The organism is Bradyrhizobium niftali, from assembly GCF_004571025.1.
In the GTDB taxonomy this organism is placed as follows: Bacteria; Pseudomonadota; Alphaproteobacteria; order Rhizobiales; family Xanthobacteraceae; genus Bradyrhizobium; species Bradyrhizobium niftali.
In genome coordinates this window covers 1-16,540 of record NZ_SPQT01000049.1, presented here as the reverse complement: position 1 = coordinate 16,540, position 16,540 = coordinate 1, and the positions used below count along the sequence as shown (strand labels likewise).

Below are 16,540 nucleotides of genomic sequence, written 5' to 3'. Positions count from 1 at the left end.
GACATGCAGACAGCCCTTCGGACCTCCCTTCCCGAAACCGAGCTCGCCAGCCGCGCCAATTTCGCGCCTCATGCCCGCGTGGTGCGCGAGGAGCGGGCGGCGCAGACCAGCGGCCTGCCGCTCAGCATCCGTGGCCTGCGCAAATCGTTCGGCGACAACGAGGTGCTGCGCGGCATCGACCTGCACATCCCCGCCGGCCAGTTCGTCGCCATCGTCGGAAAGAGCGGCTGCGGCAAGAGCACGCTGCTGCGCCTGATCGCCGGCCTGGACAAGATCGATGCCGGCACCATCAGCTTTGGCAGCGACGTCCAGCCCGAGGATATCCGCGTGATGTTCCAGGAGCCGCGGCTTCTGCCCTGGGCGCACGTTCTCGCCAATGTCGAGGTCGGTCTCGGCCGCGATCGGTCGTCTGCCGATGCGCATGCGCGCGCCGAGAAGGCGCTGACCGAGGTTGGCCTCGCCGACAAGCGCGACCAGTGGCCCTCGGTGCTGTCGGGCGGCCAGAAGCAGCGCGTCGCGCTCGGCCGCGCGCTGGTTTCCCGTCCGCGCGTGCTGGCCTTCGACGAGCCGCTCGGCGCGCTGGACGCGCTGACCCGCATCTCGATGCAGCGGCTTCTGGAGCGGGTCTGGCGCGACCAGGGCTTTACCGCGATCCTGGTGACCCATGATGTTTCCGAGGCGGTCGCGCTGGCGGACCGGGTGCTGGTGATCGAGGAGGGCCGGATTGCCCATGACGTCGTGGTTAACGCAGCCCGGCCGCGGGAGCGCGGCTCGGCCGAGCTGGCAGGCCTCGAAGGCTCGATCCTGAGCCACCTTTTGTCGGCGGACGATCGTACCTAAATAGAGGGAACCCCGCTTCGGGGACCACGCCATGAATGTAGTGCCTCGCGATCTCATGACTGAAATCCCCGTTTCGCCCGCCGATTTCCGCGGCGCCATGCGCCACCTCACCGGCGGCGTCAGCGTCATCACCGCCGGGCGGGGCAAGGACATCACCGGCATGACGGTAACCTCGGTTACCTCGCTGTCGGTCGAACCGCCGACGCTGCTGGTCAGCATCAACCGCGATGCCTCGTCCTTCCCGCTGATCCGGCGTCACGGCGCCTTCGGCGTGAACATCCTCAACGCCGACCAGCTCGACGTCGCCGAGCGCTTTGCCGGCAAGGGCGGGCTCAAGGGCGCAGACCGTTTCGCCGGCGCCCGGTGGGTGACGGCGGTCTCGGGAGTCCCGCTGCTGGTCGGCGCATTGTCGGCCTTCGATTGCGAGGTCGAGGAGATCGTCGAGCGGCACTCGCACGGCATCGTCATCGGCCGTGTCAGGGACGTCAAGAGTTCGACGCGGACTGCGGCGCTCGCCTATTGGCACGGCCAGTACGTGGCGGTCGACCAGGACGAAGACGCCGCAAGGCTCGCCGAGGTCAGCCTTCCCTCGCGCAGCCGGCGCGGCATTTGATCGCCGCGGGCAGACGGCGCGGAAGGCTGGCCTTTTCCCACTCATCGCTCTAGAAGCGCCCTGAGCCTCCCGCCGGGACGGCAATGGAGCGGAACGATGAAGCGCGTCGCGACCTGGGCCTTCTACGCCATCGGCGCGCTGGCGATCGCCTATCTCGCGCTCTACGCCTATGCCATGTTCAGCGGCCAGCCGATCATTCCCGGCGACCCCATCCACATCTTCCGCAAGCCGGACGCGCCGAGTTATTCGTGACGGTCTCGTCGGTGCGTAGGGTGGGTTAGACCTGCGGTTGCGTGAAGCGCAGTCCGCTGGACGTAACCCACCATGCTTCAGCGAATGCAGGACGAAGTTGGTGGATTACGCCTTCGGCTGATCCACCGTACGGCACATGTGCTCACCCCTTTAAAATGGCCAGCGCCAGCGCCTGGGCGCGCGGCACGATGCTGTCGATCTCGAGATATTCCTCCGGCGTGTGCGCGAGCCCGCCGACCGGGCCGAGGCCGCAGATGGTCGGCGTGCCGACCGCGGCGGTGAAACCGGAATCGGCGCAGCCGCCGGAGAACTCGCCCTGGAGCGTGGTGAGGCCGACCTGCCTTGCGGCCGCTTGATAACCCTCGAACAGCGCCTTCGAGGCCTCGCTCTGCACCACCGGCACGAACTCGCCCTTGATCGTCAGCGTTGCGCTCGTGCCCGGCACGTAGGAGGTTGCGACGATCTTTTCGATCGCGGCCATCACTGTGGCCCGGTCTGCGGGATCGATATAGCGCAGATCGATCTGGCCTTCGGCATAGGGCGCCGTCGTATTGACGGACTGGCCGCCGGAGACGAGGCCGACATTGAGCGTGATGCCCTTGTCGAGATTGGTCAACGCGTGGATCTGGACGATCTTGTGCGCGAGTTCGCCGATCGCGCTGACGCCGGCGGCGAAATTGGCGCCGGAATGCGCGGCTTTGCCGGTGATGGCCAGATGCATGAAGATGCCGCCCTTGCGGCCGGTGACGACGTTGCCCGTGGGGCGGCCCGGCTCGGAGTTGAACACCGCGCGCGCGGCGCGCCCCTCACGCTCGATCACGGGACGTGACGAGGGCGAGCCGATCTCCTCGTCCGAGGTGATCAGCACCTTGATCGGATGCGGTGAGCCGCCGAACTTGTGGAAGGCGGTCGCCACGAACATGTTCATCACGACGCCGGACTTCATGTCGGCAACGCCGGGTCCATACGCGCGCTTGCCCTCAATCGTGAAGGGACGCCGCCCGGCCTCGCCCTTGCCGAACACGGTGTCGCGATGGCCCATCAACAGCACCGGCTTCTCGTTGCTGCCGGGCTTTGCCACCTCGGCATGGATCGCATCGCCGAAGGTGGAGTTGCTCTCGCGCCGGAACGGGATGCCGTGCTCGGCAAAGTGCCGCTCGAACCGCGCACCGACCGCATCGACGCCCTCCTTGTCATAGGATCCGGAATCGATGTTCACGACGTCGCGCAAGAGATCGATCATCGCCTGCCGCTGCGACGCCAGCCAGTCCGTGATTTGAGCTTCAGACATGTTTACCCTCGTGTGGTTCTCACGCGGGGTTATAGGGGGTCCCGCGCGTCCGACCTAGTCGGTGAACGCGGTACGGCCATGCCAAGGTTCGCGGGTTTGGCGCGCACTGCCTCCCCATCGTCGTCCCGGCCTAGTGCGCAATTGCGCACTAGGCCGGGACGACACCGGGGGTGTGGACGCACAACGGCTTCCCTTCGCCAGGACGACACTGCGGGTATGGGCACCAGCCTTAACGCTTCGGCTCCGCCATCGCCTCCACACCGCGGAGCTCGGTGGCGACGGTCAGCGCACCGATCTTTCGGCCCATGTCCTTGCCGACTTCGGTCGAGAACCGGTAGTGAAAGCCGGCCCAGATGCGGGCGTTGGAAACTTCGTCGCTATAGTCCTGCAGCCGCGACCATTTGCGTATGACCCCCGGTGCCGTGGGGCTGGTCAGCGAGAACTCGCCGAAATCTCCAACGACGCTCTCGAGTACGGTCGCAATCGCCGCCGAGGTGATGCAGTGAGCGCAGGGATATTCCGGATGCATCGGCGTTTCCCCGAGCGGCAGCCAGGACGGGTCGCGCGGCGTCGCCGGATTCGACGTCAGGTCGGCGTTGCGTATGGCCGTGATCGGCCGCCAGAGATTGTAATGGTATTTTGCGTCGAACACGGCGACGAGGGCGTCGTTGCCGGCAATTGACGTCAGCGCGAACAGCCGGGCACAGTCGACGAGATCCATGCCCTTCGCCGTTGCGGCCTGCTTCACGATCGGGTTGTAGGTGCGGGCGCCGACGAAGAACCAGAATCGTCCGATCGTCGTTTGCTCGGGCGTCCGGGTCGAGCTGGCTCGGCTGCCGACCTCGCGGATCTCGTTGACGTCCCTGGTCCAGACCTCTGAATCGAGCGCTGGCGGTGGTCCGGGGCGGAACTGTGACCCGGACGCCATGACCCACGGCGTTGTCGCACCCGTGGTCGAGAAAAGAGGGACGACGGTTGGAACATAGGCACCCGGTGTGGTCAGGGGCCGGTACGTTTCCACGGCGTTGCTGCCATCCTTCGCACGAAGCTCCATGATCTGCGCCGCAGCCTCTTTCCCGAGGGCGATGCCGGCGATCTTGGACTCGCCCTCGGCAATCGGTGCCAGCGCGTTCGTCAGTGTCGCATCCAGGTCCGGCTTGAGGTCCGGATAGATCGACAGCAGCACGTCGTGAGCCGCAACTGCCGCTGCGGCTTCCCGCGAGGTCGAACGGTCCGCGGACAACGAGATCTTGTATGGCGCGTAGCGGCGGTCGATCGCGTTGACCGCCTCGAACATTGCAACGTGCATCATGGACAAGGCCCGGCTGTGCGGCGCCGGCGGAATTTGTTTCTCGGCGGCGATCGCGTCGGCTTTGGCGTTCCAGTCCATGATCACGTCGGCGCGCGCAAGCGGCGCCGCGGCTGCGATCAGCGTTGCAATCAGCGATAGGCGGGAGATGATCCACGACGAGCATTTCATGACGAGCCCTTTCGATGTGAAGGACGTTTCGCGAGGCCGTTGCGGCTCCGGCCGACATCGCGTCGTGCTGCTCGCGGACTCTAGCGATCTTGATGCAGTTCGACTGTGAACTGCTTCACTCGCCGGTCGAGGCCTAACCGAGAAGCAGATCTTTCCTGGCCGGTAGAACAGTGGCGTTTCCGGATGGGTAGGCTTGGCTTACCGTTCGCGCTGCATTGTGGAGTCGGCTATAGTCGGCGCAAGCTGCCAGTTGGACGTGCCGAAGTCCGTGGCTCAATTTTCAAGGCAGCTCGCATGCCGTCGGCAGGCTGTGCCTTGCTCTCGTTTCAGAGCGCCTTTTCTAGGACGACATTGTCACCGGTGTAACCTCAACGGAGAGAAACATGCCGTTGTTCATCTCGTACGTCTCATACTCAAATGCCGGCATCAAGGGAATGGTCGACAAGCCGATCGATCGCACATCGGCCATCGGCGCGCTGGTCGAGAAGGCCGGTGGGAAGCTCCAGGGAGCTTTCATGACCACTGGTCAACACGATGCAGTGCTCGTCACGGAGTTTCCTGACGGCTCCGATGCCATTGCGATTGGAATGGTGGCCGCTGCGGCTGGCGCCGTCTCCAAGATCGAAACCGTACGCGCTTGGAAGATGAGCGAGTTCAAGAGCATCGCGGAGAAGGCTTCCAAACTCGTGAGCACCTACGTACCGCCGGGCAAGTAGGCCGGCGCGGGCGCGGCCAGGTCGGAGTAGGAAAGCGACATTGTCGTCCCGGCCCCCGTGCGCAATTGCGCACTAGGCCGGGACGACAGTTATTGTGCGGTGACTGTTTGCGTTCCACTCAAAAGAATGCCCGGGCCAAGCCCGGGCATTCGTGTCCTTCACCGCGTGTGGTCCTTACGCCCCCACCATCGGCATGCGCGGATATTCGCCCGGCGTTCCCGCCGGGGTGATCGGGATGCCGCCGTCGGCGTATTCGTTGAGCTTGTTGCGCAGCGTGCGGATCGAGATCCCCAGGATGTTGGCGGCGTGGGTGCGGTTGCCGAGGCAGTGCTTCAGCGTCTCCAGGATCAGGTCGCGTTCGACGTCCGCCACCGTGCGGCCGACGAGAGCGCGCGTCACCTGCTCGGCGGCCATCGTGGCATGCGCCACGGCCGGTACCGTCTTGGCGAGGTCGAGGCGGTCGCCGTCCGGGGTGAGGATCGCGTCGGGTCCGATCTCGTCGCCCTGCGCCATCAGGACGGAGCGGTGCATGGTGTTTTCGAGTTCGCGGACGTTGCCCTGCCAGCGATTGCTGGAGAGCACGCGGCGCGCTTCCGCCGAGATCGGGCGCACCGGCACACCGTTGGCTTCGGCATACTTCTTCACGAAGTGCTGGGCGAGCTCGAGGATGTCGAGCGGACGCTCGCGCAGCGGCGGGATCTTCAAATTGACGACGTTGAGGCGGAACAGCAGGTCCTCGCGGAACGTGCCTTCGCGCACGGCCTCGGCCAGATTGCGGTTCGAGGTCGCGATGATGCGGATGTCCACCGGCACCGGCTTGGTGCCGCCGACGCGGTCGATCACGCGCTCCTGGATGGCGCGCAGCAGCTTCGATTGCAGGCGGACGTCCATCTCCGAGATTTCGTCCAGCAGCAGCGTGCCGCCGGTCGCTTCCTCGAACTTGCCGATGCGTCGGGCAATCGCGCCGGTGAAGGCGCCCTTCTCGTGGCCGAACAGCTCGGACTCCAGGAGATGCTCGGGGATCGCGGCGCAGTTGATCGAGATGAACGGCCGCTTGGCGCGGGCCGAGCGGGTGTGGACGTAGCGGGCCAGCACTTCCTTGCCGGTGCCGGATTCGCCGGTGACCATCACCGAGGCGTCGGAGCCCGCGATCTGCTGCGCGAGCTTGATCACCTTCGCCATCGCCTCGTCGCGATAGACCAGCTCGCGGGAATCGTTGGCGACGGCGGCCAGCACCGCGGCGATCAGCTCCGGATCCGGCGGCAGCGGGATGTATTCCTTGGCGCCGGCATGGATCGCGGCGACCGCGGCGCGGGCGTCGTTGGTGATGCCGCAGGCGACGATCGGGGCGTGGATGTGCTCGGCCTCCAGCCGCATCACGAGGTCGCGGATGTCGAGGGCGACGTCGACCAGCAGGAGGTCGGCGCCCTTGCCGCCGCGCAGGACGCGCATCGCCTGCTCGTGATCCTCGGCGTGGGTCACGGTGGCGCCGTTCTCCATCGCGATCTTGGTGGCGGTGGTGAGCTGGCCCTTCAATGTGCCAACGATGAGAAGCCGCATGTCAGTCTCCTGTCCGTCTGGTCGCGCTGCCGCGCGTCATTCCCTGTGTTCGCGTAATAATTACGTGCGTTCGGTCTTGATGATTTCGGTCATGGTCACGCCGAGCTTGTCCTCGACCAGGACGACCTCGCCGCGGGCGACCAGCTTGTTGTTGACGTAGATGTCGATGGCCTCGCCGACGCGCCGGTCGAGTTCCAGCACGGTGCCGGGCCCGAGCTTCAAGAGCTCGCCGACGTCCATCTTGGAGCGGCCGAGCACGGCCGAGACCTGCACCGGCACGTCGAACACGGCCTCGAGGTCGGCGGCGGCGCGCGCCGCATATTCGTCCTCGTTGTAGCCGACGTCGGTGCCGGTAGGCGGCATCGGGCCGTTGAGATCGGGCAGCGGGACCTGTCCGTCGGTGTCGCTCATGGCTTAGCTCCCCCTGCGGGACGCGATATAGCGTCCGACCATTTCGTCGATCTTGGCCGCGATGGCGCCGCGCTCCAGCACGACGCCGCCATCGGCCCATTCGATCCGGCAGTCGCCGGTCGCAATCTCCGGCTCGGCCAGGATCACCAGCCGGCCCTCGAAGCCGCTCTGCTTGGCAAGCCGCTCGATCTTCTCGCGGGCGCTGTCGTAGAGCTCGTCGTTGATGCGGACGACGAGATGCGGCGTCGCGACCAGATGCGAGAAGCAGTCCTTGACCAGCGCCACGATCTCGCCGAGCGGCTCGGCGGCGACCAGATCGGCGCACAGCTTGCGCGCCACCGCGACCGCGACCTCGACCGCCTCGGTCTCCATCTTGGTCTCGATGTTGCCCATGCCCGAGGCGACGCCCCGGATCGCGATGTTGATCTCTTCCATGGCGAGCGCGACGCGGCGGTCGCTCTCGGCCTTGGCCTCGCGCTGGCCGGCTGCAAAGCCGTCCTGATAGGCGCGCGCCTCCGCTTCCGCGACCTTCTGGGCGATTTCGGCCGCGGACGCGGCCTTCTCGCGCGTCCGGTCCGGCGCGGCGAAGTCGGTGTCGAACAGGAATTTTGCCGGAGCGGCCATCAATACACCAGCTCGTCGTCGGCGCGGTTCTTGGTCAGCATGATCTCGCCCTTGGCGGCGAGGTCCTTGGCGAGGTTGACCAGCAGCGCCTGCGCCTCGTCGACGTCGCGCAGACGGACCGGGCCCATCGCCGCCATGTCGTCCTGCAGCATCTTGGCCGCGCGCGAGGACATGTTGCCGAAGAAGAAGTTGCGGACGTCCTCGTTGGCGCTCTTGAGCGCGACGCCGAGCTTGTCCTTGTCGACGTTGCGCATCAGGGTCTGGGCCGAGCCGGAGTCCAGCTTCACGAGGTCGTCGAAGGTGAACATCAGCGCCTTGATGCGCTCGGCCGATTCCCGGTTGTCCTCTTCCAGCGAGGTGATGAAGCGGGTTTCGGTCTGGCGGTCGAAATTGTTGAAGATTTCGGCCATCACCTCGTGGGCGTCGCGGCGGCGGGTTTGCGACAGGTTGGACATGAATTCGGTGCGCAGCGTCTTCTCCACGCTCTCGATCACCTCCTTCTGCACCGCTTCCATCTTCAGCATGCGGTTGACGACGTCGAGGGCGAGGTCCTCGGGGAAGATGCCGAGCACGCGCGCGGCGTGCTCCGGCTTCAGCTTCGACAGCACCACCGCGATGGTCTGCGGATATTCGTTCTTGAGGTAGTTGGCGAGAACCTCTTCCTGCACGTTGGAGAGCTTCTCCCACATGTTGCGGCCCGCAGGGCCGCGGATCTCGTCCATGATGCCGTTGACGCGCTCCGGCGGCAGGTATTGCTGGAGCAGCCGTTCGGTGGCGTCGAAATTGCCCATCAGCGCGCCCGAGGCCGACATGCGCGAGACGAACTCGAGCAGCATGTCCTCGACCGTGTCGACCTCGACGGTGCCGAGCGTCGACATTTCCAGCGAGAGCTGGCGCACCTCGTCGTCGTCGAGCATCGACCAGATCTTGCCGCCGTACTGCTCGCCCAACGCCAGCATCAGGATCGCGGCACGCTTCGGTCCGACCAGTTGCTCGGCCGGCTTGCCGTCCTTGGCCCGGGTGTTGGCGCGCTGACCGAGCGTGGAGATCACGCTGGTAATGTCGTTGCTGTTGGCGTTTTGCAGGGCTGCGGCCATGTCAGTTCATTTCTCGGATCATTTCGCCGGTTCGCTCAGCCATTGGCGGATGATGGCGACGGTTTCGTTGGGGTTGCGCTCGGCGAGCTCGCCGACGCGATGAACGGACTGGGCGTGGACCTGGCCCTGGATGGTGGCGACGTCGATCGCGCTGGCGGCGCCGCTGGGCAGCAGCGCCTGGCCGGCGGCCGGGGCGGCCTCGTCCGAGGCGGCCGGGCCGGCGAGCACGCCGCTGATGGCGGCGGCGACTTCGTCGGAGGCGAGGATGCGCTTGACCAGCGGGCGGATCACCAGGAACAGCACGACCAGGCCGAGCAGCATCATCACGCCGAGCTCGACGAAGTACATGACGTCGTCCTTGGTGAACTGGAGCGTGCCGAGGAAGCCGCCAGGCTCGCCGATCGGGGCGGTGGAGGGGGCGTCGGCGAAGCGCAGATTGACGACCTCGACCTGGTCGCCGCGCTTCTGGTCGAAGCCGATCGCCGAGCGCACCAGGGTCGCGATGCGGTCGAGCTGCTCCTTGGTGCGGTCCTGATAGGCCAGCTCGCCTTTCTCGTTCTTGCTGTAGATGCCGTCGACCAGCACCGCGACCGAGATGCGGTTGACCCGGCCGGCCTCGGTCACCTCGGTCTTGGTGGTGCGGGAGATCTCGTAATTGTTGGTCTCCTCGGTCTTCTTGCTCTGGTCCTTGGCCGCGACGCCGCTGTTCTGCTGGTTGCCCGGCAGCTCGTTGTTGACGGTGACCTGGCCGTTGTTGTCGGCGGTCATGCTGCTTTCTTCGCGGGTCTGGCTCGAGCGCAGCACGCGGCCCTCGGGGTCGAACTTGTCCGAGGTCTGGGTGATCTTGTTGAAGTCGAAATCGGCGGAGAGCTGGACGCGGGCGCGGCCCGAGCCGACCACCGAGGAGACGATGTCCTCGACCTGCTTGCGTATCCGCTTCTCGAAGGTGGTGCGGCGCTCGTCGCCGAGCGCCTGCTCCGGATCGGTCGCGGCGCCGTCGGCGAGGAGCTGGCCGGCCTCGTCCACGATCGAGACCCGCTGCGGCTTCAGTCCGTTGACGGCGGAGGCGACGAGATGGCGGATAGCCCTGATCTGCTGCGCCTCCAGCGCGCCGCGGACCCGCACCACGATCGAGGCCGACGGCTCCGGCGCCTCGCGCGAGAACAGCGGGCGCTCCGGCAGCACCAGATGGACGCGGGCGGCCTGGATGCGGTCGATGGCGCGGATGGTGCGGGCGAGCTCGCCTTCCAGCGCGCGCAGATGATTGATGTTCTGGACGAAGGAGGTGGTGCCGAGCGCGTCCGACTTGTCGAACACCTCGTAGCCGACGCCGCCGCCCTTGGGCAGGCCGCCCTCGGCGAGCTTCATCCGCAGCCGCGTCACCTTGTCCTTGGGCACCATGATGATGGTGCCCTCATTGCGCAGCTCGAACTGGATGCCTTGGCGCTCCAGGTCCTTGATAATGCTGGAAGAATCCTCGACCGAGAGGTCCGTGAACAGCGTCGTCATCTGCGGCGTGGTGACCCGCATGATGACGAACGCGAAGAAGCCGACGAGCGCGGCGGTGACCGCGATCATCGCCCCGAACCGGGCGGCGCCGATACCTTTTAAAAAGTCCGCAAGACCTTGCAAGCAACCGCCCCGACCAATTCGACCCGCATTCCAGAGCGGCCGACTGGGCAATTATTGCCTAGGTGATGGTTTCGATATGGTTAACGAAGGTTAAGAGCTGGGACAAAAGTAGCGCCAAAGAACGACCAGGAACGAACATGAAAAAAATCGGCCTCGCAGGGCGGGGCCGATTTTCGTCAAAAGCCGCAGATTTCCGGATCGCTTACTGGCGATATTGCTGGATGCGGGTGGTGCGAAGACCCGCCAGACCGTGCTGGTCGATGGAAAACTGCCAGGAGAGGAATTCGTCGACCGTCAGCGTATAACGGCTGCAGGCCTCCTCGAGGGAGAGAAGTCCGCCACGCACGGCGGCGACGACTTCAGCCTTGCGGCGGATGACCCAGCGTTTGGTGCCGGGTGCGGGCAGATCTGCGATCGTCAGCGGACTGCCGTCCGGCCCGATGACGTATTTTACCCTCGGGCGATGGGGTTCTGTCATGGCGTACTCACAAACTCTCAACCACTGAACTCACGCCGTAACCCTACGCGCCGTGGCTTAAAAATCCGCTAAGCCTAAGGGTTCAATACAATTCTCGTTGAAACTTGCGGGAACGCGGCCGGCTTGGCGGGCGGAAGACGTAATCTCGGCCGGCCGGGCGGGGCAGAAGGTAAATACTTTACTAACAAACCGGGCCCGAACGCGACGCTGCAAGGCCCTCAACTGTCGTCCCGGCCTAGTGCGCAATTGCGCACGGGGGGCCGGGACCCATACCGCGTGATCTAACGATAGGACGCAGGTAGCAGTACCGAGAATGTCTTCGCCAAATTTCCTACCGTGGTTATGGATCCCGGCCTTCGCCGGGATGACACCTTAATGTGTGGCGTGATGTGTGGCGTGTGCGCTCACCTCAGTTGCTGCTCGTCGCGATGATGCTCTTCACCTGGCTCAGCGTGTAGCTGGCGCCGTCGATGGTGAGCAGCGGCGGCGACTGAGTCAGGTCGACGGACGACACCACGCCCTGCACCTGGGCGGCGATGCCGACATTGTTGCCCGCCACGTCCTTGCCCGTGGCCGAGATGGTGTACTTGCCGTCGGGCCATTGCGTGCCGTCATTGCCCATTCCGTTCCAGGTGAAGGGAATGTCGGTGCCGGCGGCGGCGGTATATTTGCCGGTGAAAACGGTTTGGCCGCTGGAATTGGCGACGGTGACGTCCACGGTCGAGTCGGACGGCACGTTGAGATGCCAGGTCGCCGACGAGTTCTTCATGGTCGCGGTCGAGCCGTCGACCAGCGCCGTCTTGCCGACGAAGCCCAGCGCCTGGGTCGCCTGCGTGGTCTGCTGCAGGGTGACGAGCTGGGACAGCGCATCGTTGGTCTTGAGCTGCTGCTCGACGCCGGCGAACTGCACCAGTTGCTGGGTGAACTGGTTGGTGTCGAGCGGATCGAGCGGGTTCTGGTTCTGGAGCTGCGTCGTCAGCAGCGTCAGGAAGGTCTGGAAGTTGCCGGCCAGCGTCGATCCCGTCGTCGAGCTCAGCGAGTTCGACGAGGAGGATTTCGGGATGTCGGTCGTGCCGGAGACGACAGTTGGGGCAGTGGCGGCATTCGTGGTGGTCATGATCGAATACTCCTCACACTCTGATGTCGACGCCGCTGCTCGATCCGAGCATGCGGCCGTAGCTGCGCCCGACAGGCGCTGCGGCAACGCTGTCGTCCTCGCTGATGATCAGCCGGCGGGCATTGCCGCCATTGTCGTTGTTCTGGCCGGAGTTCTGCCCCGACGAATTCTGGTCGCGCATGCTGAAGGAGAGCCCGTTGCTGCCGGTCTTGAAGCCGGCATCGTCGAGCGCGCGCTGCAATTGCGGCGCGTCCTGCCGCAGCATCTGCAGCGTCTCCGGCTTCTCGACGGTGAGATGCGAGGTGACCTGGCCGTTGCGGTCGACATTTATGCGCACGTCGATGCGGCCGAGATCGACCGGATCGAGGCTGATGTCGAAGCGGGTCTTGCCGGCGCGTGCGGCGGCTGCAATCTCGATCGGCACGGCGTTGATCGGCACGGCCGTCGAGTTGGCCGCGGTCGCGGTGAGCGTTGCGGTCGAGGCCGTCGCAGCCGACGTCGTATTGGTCAGCGGCGCCTGCACGGCGGAGGCGGCCTGCGCGCTGCTGTCGGTCGCGGTGACGGGGCCTTGCGCATTCGCATGGGCGTGCGTGGCCGGTGCGCCAGGGGTTGCATCGGCGGCGCGGTCGGCGGGACCTGTCTTCGCGTCGGTCGCGCCGGCCTCGTCTTGCGGCTTGGCTGCTTGCGGATGCGCGGCGGCGCCCGTCGCGGTCGCCGGAGTTTGCGCGGTCGCGGCGTTCGCCTTGCCCGCGTCCTGGCCGATATTGGAGACGTCGCTCGCGCCTTGCGCGGTCGCGGCGGCCTTGAACGAGGTCTTCGGCGTGCCCTGGTCAACGGCGGCGATCAGTCCGCCATTGGTCTTGGCGTCGGTCGCGGTGCCGTCGGTGGTGCCGGTCGCGGCGTCCGCAAGCGTCGCCGAGGTGTCGGCATCGACCTTGGCGCCTGCGGCCTTGGCGCTCTTGTCGCCGGCCGTCGCCGTATCGGTCTTGGCGCCGGCGATCCGCGCTGCGGTGGAGGCGCTGGCGGCGATGCCGGCGGCGGCGATCGTCAGCGGCGAGGAGGCGGCATCGCCAGCCTGGTTCGCCGCAGCGTTCGGATCGAGAGGCACGTCCGGCGCGGCCACCACGACGCCGGGATCGGGCACGGCGGTCTGCGTCGCGTCCACTTGCGCGGCGGCTGCGGCATCGACGGCGGCGGCGAGCCCGTCGGTGCCGTCGGCCTTGTCGCCCTTGGTCTCGTCGGACTTATCAGCCGATTTGGCGTCGGACGCCTCCGGCTTGTCCTTGGTCTTGCCGGTCTTGGTTGGATCCTTGGCCGAATCCTTGGCCGGATCGTCCGTCGCCTCGCTCCTGGCGGGCGCGGAATTGTCGGTGTCGTCGCTCGCCTTGCTCTGCGAGGATGGGTCGGTCGAGGCGGTGTCGCGCGGGCTCTTGTCCGAGGCGGACGATGCCGAATCGGTCCGCCGCGGCGCGCTGTCCTGCGCCTGCGAGGCCGCGTTGTTGCTGATCGCCTGGGTGTTGCTGTCGACCAGCGAGCCGAAGGAGTCGTTCGTCGACGTGTCCTTCGGCCCTTGCGAGCGCGCAGTCTTTTGCTGCGCGCTCGGAACCGGCACGCTTGCAGCTACATCTGACGTCCGACCGACCACAGGCGACCCCTTGAAAACATCTTCGGCACAGGGGTAGCAAGGAGCGGGCCAGCCCCGCGCGGAGAAATTTATCAAGTAAATTCAACATCTTGATGAATTGATGGCGCCGTCGCAGGGCCCTCCGCGACCCCGCCATTTCTGCCGCCCCGGCAAGAATTGCCCCAAGCCGGCCTCCCCCGTGATTGCTTCACCGGAATGCCCCCTATATTAAAGAGATCGCTCTCAGCCGCTTTCGACCGGGCAAGCCGCGCGCCTTGCGGGAACCGATGTTCCCCGGGACCGCCGATGCCCCGGCCAAAGGCACATCGCGGATCGCAAAACGCCGCCGTCACACCTTAAGAACCCATGCTCAACAGTCTGGATCTCGAAGGCCGTCCGCAGGACACCAGGGTCGTCGTCGCCATGTCGGGCGGCGTCGATTCCTCGACGACGGCTGCGCTGCTCAAGGCTGAGGGCTACGACGTCGTCGGCATCACGCTCCAGCTCTACGACCACGGCGCGGCGACCCATCGCAAGGGCGCCTGCTGCGCCGGCCAGGACATCCACGACGCCCGCGACGTCGCCGCCAAGCTCGGCATCCCCCATTACGTGCTCGACTACGAGGACCGTTTTCGCGAATCCGTCATCGACAACTTTGCCGACAGCTACGCGCTCGGCGAGACGCCGGTGCCGTGCATCGAGTGCAACCGCTCGGTCAAGTTTCGCGACCTCCTGAAGACCGCGCGCGAGCTCGGCGCCCAGGCGCTCGCCACCGGCCATTACGTCGCCTCGCGCCATCTCGACGACGGCTCGCGCGCGCTGGTGTGCGCCGCCGATGCCGATCGCGACCAGAGCTACTTCCTGTTCGCGACCACGCGCGACCAGCTCGATTTCCTGCGCTTCCCGCTCGGCGACATGACCAAGCCGCAGACGCGCGAGCTCGCGCGTCGCTTTGGTCTTGCGGTCGCCGACAAGCACGACAGCCAGGACATCTGCTTCGTGCCGACCGGCCGCTACACCGACATCATCACCCGCCTGCGGCCGAACGCGATGGACCCCGGCGACATCGTCGATCTCGACGGCCGCGTGCTCGGCCAGCACAACGGCATCGCCAATTTCACCGTCGGCCAGCGCCGCGGCCTCGGCATCGCCGCGCACGCGCCGCTGTTCGTGGTGCGGCTCGAGGCCGCCAACCGCCGCGTCGTGGTCGGCCCGCGCGATGCGCTGAAGATGCACAGCATCGTGCTGCGCGACGTCAACTGGATCGGCGACGGCGACATCGACCGCGCCATCGGAAGCGGCCTCGAGATGTTCGTGCGCGTGCGCTCGACCCGCAGCCCCCAGCCGGCGTGGCTGCGCGGCGGCAATGGCCATTACGAGGTCGAGCTCGTCGCCGGCGAGGAGGGCGTCTCGCCGGGACAAGCCTGCGTGTTCTACGACGCAGCCAGCGGCCAGGCCCGCGTGCTCGGCGGCGGCTTCATTCAAAGCGCCGCGGCCAAGGTCGCGAGCAACGCAGCGAGGCCGCTGGTGGAAGCGGTGCGCGGCTAAGAAAATAAGCTGGGGCAGGGGGGCATGGCAGCAGACATCTCGCGGGCCGGGGTCGAGAAGGCCTATGGCCGCTGGGCGCCGGTCTACGATCTCGTGTTCGGCAAGGTGTTCGACGCCGGAAGGCAATCGACCATCGCGGAGGCCGATCGCATCGGCGGCCGCATCCTCGACGTCGGCGTCGGCACCGGCCTCTCACTGTCGGATTATTCGCGCACCACGAAAATCTGCGGCGTGGACATCTCCGAGCCGATGCTGCGCAAGGCGCAGGCGCGCGTGCGCGCGATGCGGCTTAGCAATGTCGAGGTGCTCTCGGTGATGGACGCCAAGAACCTCGCCTTCCCGGAAAACTTCTTCGACGCGGTGGTCGCGCAATATGTCATCACCGCCGTGCCGGATCCCGAAGGCACGCTCGACGAGTTCGTGCGCGTGCTGAAGCCCGGCGGCGAGCTGATCCTCGTCAACCACATCGGCGCCGAGAGCGGTCCGCGCAAGCTGTTCGAACTCGCCTTTGCCCCCGTCGCCCGCCGTCTCGGCTGGCGTCCGGAATTCCCGTGGCAGCGCCTGGTCGACTGGGCCGCGAAACACGGCGGCATCACGCTCGCCGAGCGCCGCCCGATGCCGCCGATGGGGCACTTTTCGCTGATCCGCTACCGCAAATCGTAATTATGGGCCCGGCGCGCAGCCAGGCCGCCGGTGCACTCCCTCTCCCGCTCTTGTCCGCCGAAGCCTTGGCGAAGGCGGATGCGGCAGAGGGTAGGGGAGAGGGCTCTCTCCACCAGCGAGACCTCGCGAGAGGACAAAGCCCTCACCACCCCGTCATTGCGAGCGCAGCGAAGCAATCCAGAATCTCACCGCGGAGAATCTCTGGATTGCTTCGCTGCGCTCGCAATGACGATGGGGATGCCTCGGGGGATTGATCCAAACCCGATCACATCGCGCTTTGGCCGGGAACATCGCCCCCAACCCGCGCGTTTCCCTCCCATGCGCACGACATCAAAACTCCTCTTTGCGGGCTTCGCCGTCGCCGTCTCAGGCGCCGCGATCGCGCAGGCCCCGCCGCTACCGGCGACGCCGCCGCAAGCGACCGCGCCGCCATCGGCTCAGCACGCCGCTAATTGCCTGCCCCAGGACCGCCCGAACCGCGGCGCTGCGCCCGACGGCACAACTACCGGCCAGTCCCGGGAACCACTCGGCGACAGGCTGGCCAAGTCCGACGGCGTGCTCTGCCCGCCCTCGGGCGTCGACCCCGACATGCAC

The 16,540-nt window shown here is 66.3% G+C and carries 17 protein-coding genes; 7 read left to right on the top strand and 10 right to left on the bottom strand.

Going from position 1 to position 16,540, the window contains the following annotated elements; all coding sequences use genetic code 11:
• Window positions 1–3: 3 nt before the first annotated feature.
• The 3 genes from E4K65_RS43475 to E4K65_RS47960 all read left to right on the top strand — a co-directional run bounded on the left by E4K65_RS43475 (window position 4) and on the right by E4K65_RS47960 (window position 1,705).
• Entirely contained in the window at window positions 4–840 is an 837-nt protein-coding gene (locus tag E4K65_RS43475) for an ATP-binding cassette domain-containing protein (RefSeq protein ID WP_135179315.1), read from the top strand.
• A 31-nt stretch (window positions 841–871) separates the two neighbouring features.
• Window positions 872–1,453, top strand: a complete 582-nt coding sequence (locus E4K65_RS43470) for a flavin reductase family protein (RefSeq protein ID WP_027544963.1) — start codon at window positions 872–874, stop codon at window positions 1,451–1,453.
• A 96-nt stretch (window positions 1,454–1,549) separates the two neighbouring features.
• On the top strand, window positions 1,550–1,705 hold the full coding sequence (locus E4K65_RS47960) for a hypothetical protein (RefSeq protein ID WP_027544964.1): 156 nt from the start codon (window positions 1,550–1,552) through the stop codon (window positions 1,703–1,705).
• Between the two features lie 142 nt (window positions 1,706–1,847).
• Here the strand turns inward: E4K65_RS47960 and E4K65_RS43465 are convergent, their stop codons facing one another.
• Together E4K65_RS43465 and E4K65_RS43460 are read right to left on the bottom strand one after the other, a co-directional pair.
• On the bottom strand, window positions 1,848–2,996 hold the full coding sequence (locus E4K65_RS43465) for a M20 family metallopeptidase (protein WP_135179314.1): 1,149 nt from the start codon (window positions 2,994–2,996) through the stop codon (window positions 1,848–1,850).
• Between the two features lie 229 nt (window positions 2,997–3,225).
• The gene (locus tag E4K65_RS43460; RefSeq protein ID WP_135179313.1) at window positions 3,226–4,476 is read right to left on the bottom strand and encodes a vanadium-dependent haloperoxidase; all 1,251 of its coding nucleotides are present in this window, start codon (window positions 4,474–4,476) and stop codon (window positions 3,226–3,228) included.
• Between the two features lie 383 nt (window positions 4,477–4,859).
• Between E4K65_RS43460 and E4K65_RS43455 the strand changes: the two genes are divergently transcribed.
• Window positions 4,860–5,192, top strand: coding sequence for a GYD domain-containing protein (locus tag E4K65_RS43455; RefSeq protein WP_135179312.1), 333 nt, complete (start codon window positions 4,860–4,862; stop codon window positions 5,190–5,192).
• Between the two features lie 174 nt (window positions 5,193–5,366).
• On the opposite strand, the gene flbD is transcribed toward E4K65_RS43455, so the two are convergent.
• The 8 genes from flbD to E4K65_RS43415 all read right to left on the bottom strand — a co-directional run bounded on the left by flbD (window position 5,367) and on the right by E4K65_RS43415 (window position 13,756).
• Complete coding sequence (gene flbD / locus E4K65_RS43450) at window positions 5,367–6,752, bottom strand: sigma-54-dependent transcriptional regulator FlbD (RefSeq protein WP_027544968.1); 1,386 nt, start codon at window positions 6,750–6,752, stop codon at window positions 5,367–5,369.
• Between the two features lie 60 nt (window positions 6,753–6,812).
• A complete protein-coding gene (fliN, locus tag E4K65_RS43445; RefSeq protein WP_011089739.1) occupies window positions 6,813–7,163 on the bottom strand; it encodes a flagellar motor switch protein FliN in 351 nt (116 codons plus the stop codon).
• 3 nt (window positions 7,164–7,166) lie between these two features.
• Window positions 7,167–7,787 (bottom strand): FliH/SctL family protein, encoded by a 621-nt coding sequence (locus tag E4K65_RS43440; RefSeq protein ID WP_027544969.1) that lies wholly within the window; start codon window positions 7,785–7,787, stop codon window positions 7,167–7,169.
• The gene (gene fliG, locus E4K65_RS43435; RefSeq protein WP_135179311.1) at window positions 7,787–8,884 is read right to left on the bottom strand and encodes a flagellar motor switch protein FliG; all 1,098 of its coding nucleotides are present in this window, start codon (window positions 8,882–8,884) and stop codon (window positions 7,787–7,789) included. Before fliG ends, E4K65_RS43440 begins: the two co-directional genes overlap by 1 nt.
• Window positions 8,885–8,902: 18 nt before the next feature.
• On the bottom strand, window positions 8,903–10,516 hold the full coding sequence (gene fliF, locus E4K65_RS43430) for a flagellar basal-body MS-ring/collar protein FliF (protein ID WP_135179310.1): 1,614 nt from the start codon (window positions 10,514–10,516) through the stop codon (window positions 8,903–8,905).
• 202 nt (window positions 10,517–10,718) lie between these two features.
• A complete protein-coding gene (gene sciP, locus E4K65_RS43425) occupies window positions 10,719–10,994 on the bottom strand; it encodes a CtrA inhibitor SciP (protein WP_002714638.1) in 276 nt (91 codons plus the stop codon).
• A 409-nt stretch (window positions 10,995–11,403) separates the two neighbouring features.
• A complete protein-coding gene (locus E4K65_RS43420) occupies window positions 11,404–12,111 on the bottom strand; it encodes a flagellar hook assembly protein FlgD (RefSeq protein ID WP_135179309.1) in 708 nt (235 codons plus the stop codon).
• Window positions 12,112–12,124: 13 nt separating this feature from the next.
• A complete protein-coding gene (locus E4K65_RS43415) occupies window positions 12,125–13,756 on the bottom strand; it encodes a flagellar hook-length control protein FliK (protein ID WP_135179308.1) in 1,632 nt (543 codons plus the stop codon).
• Window positions 13,757–14,101: 345 nt separating this feature from the next.
• Here E4K65_RS43415 and mnmA point away from each other — a divergent pair, with 345 nt between their 5' ends.
• The 3 genes from mnmA to E4K65_RS43400 form a co-directional block, all read left to right on the top strand.
• Window positions 14,102–15,283 carry a tRNA 2-thiouridine(34) synthase MnmA gene (gene mnmA, locus E4K65_RS43410; protein ID WP_025576519.1) on the top strand — a complete coding sequence of 394 codons (1,182 nt, stop codon included), beginning with the start codon at window positions 14,102–14,104 and terminating at the stop codon, window positions 15,281–15,283.
• A 24-nt stretch (window positions 15,284–15,307) separates the two neighbouring features.
• Entirely contained in the window at window positions 15,308–15,946 is a 639-nt protein-coding gene (locus E4K65_RS43405; protein ID WP_027544975.1) for a class I SAM-dependent methyltransferase, read from the top strand.
• A 318-nt stretch (window positions 15,947–16,264) separates the two neighbouring features.
• On the top strand, window positions 16,265–16,540 hold a 276-nt coding region (locus tag E4K65_RS43400), incomplete at its 3' end, for a hypothetical protein (protein ID WP_135179307.1).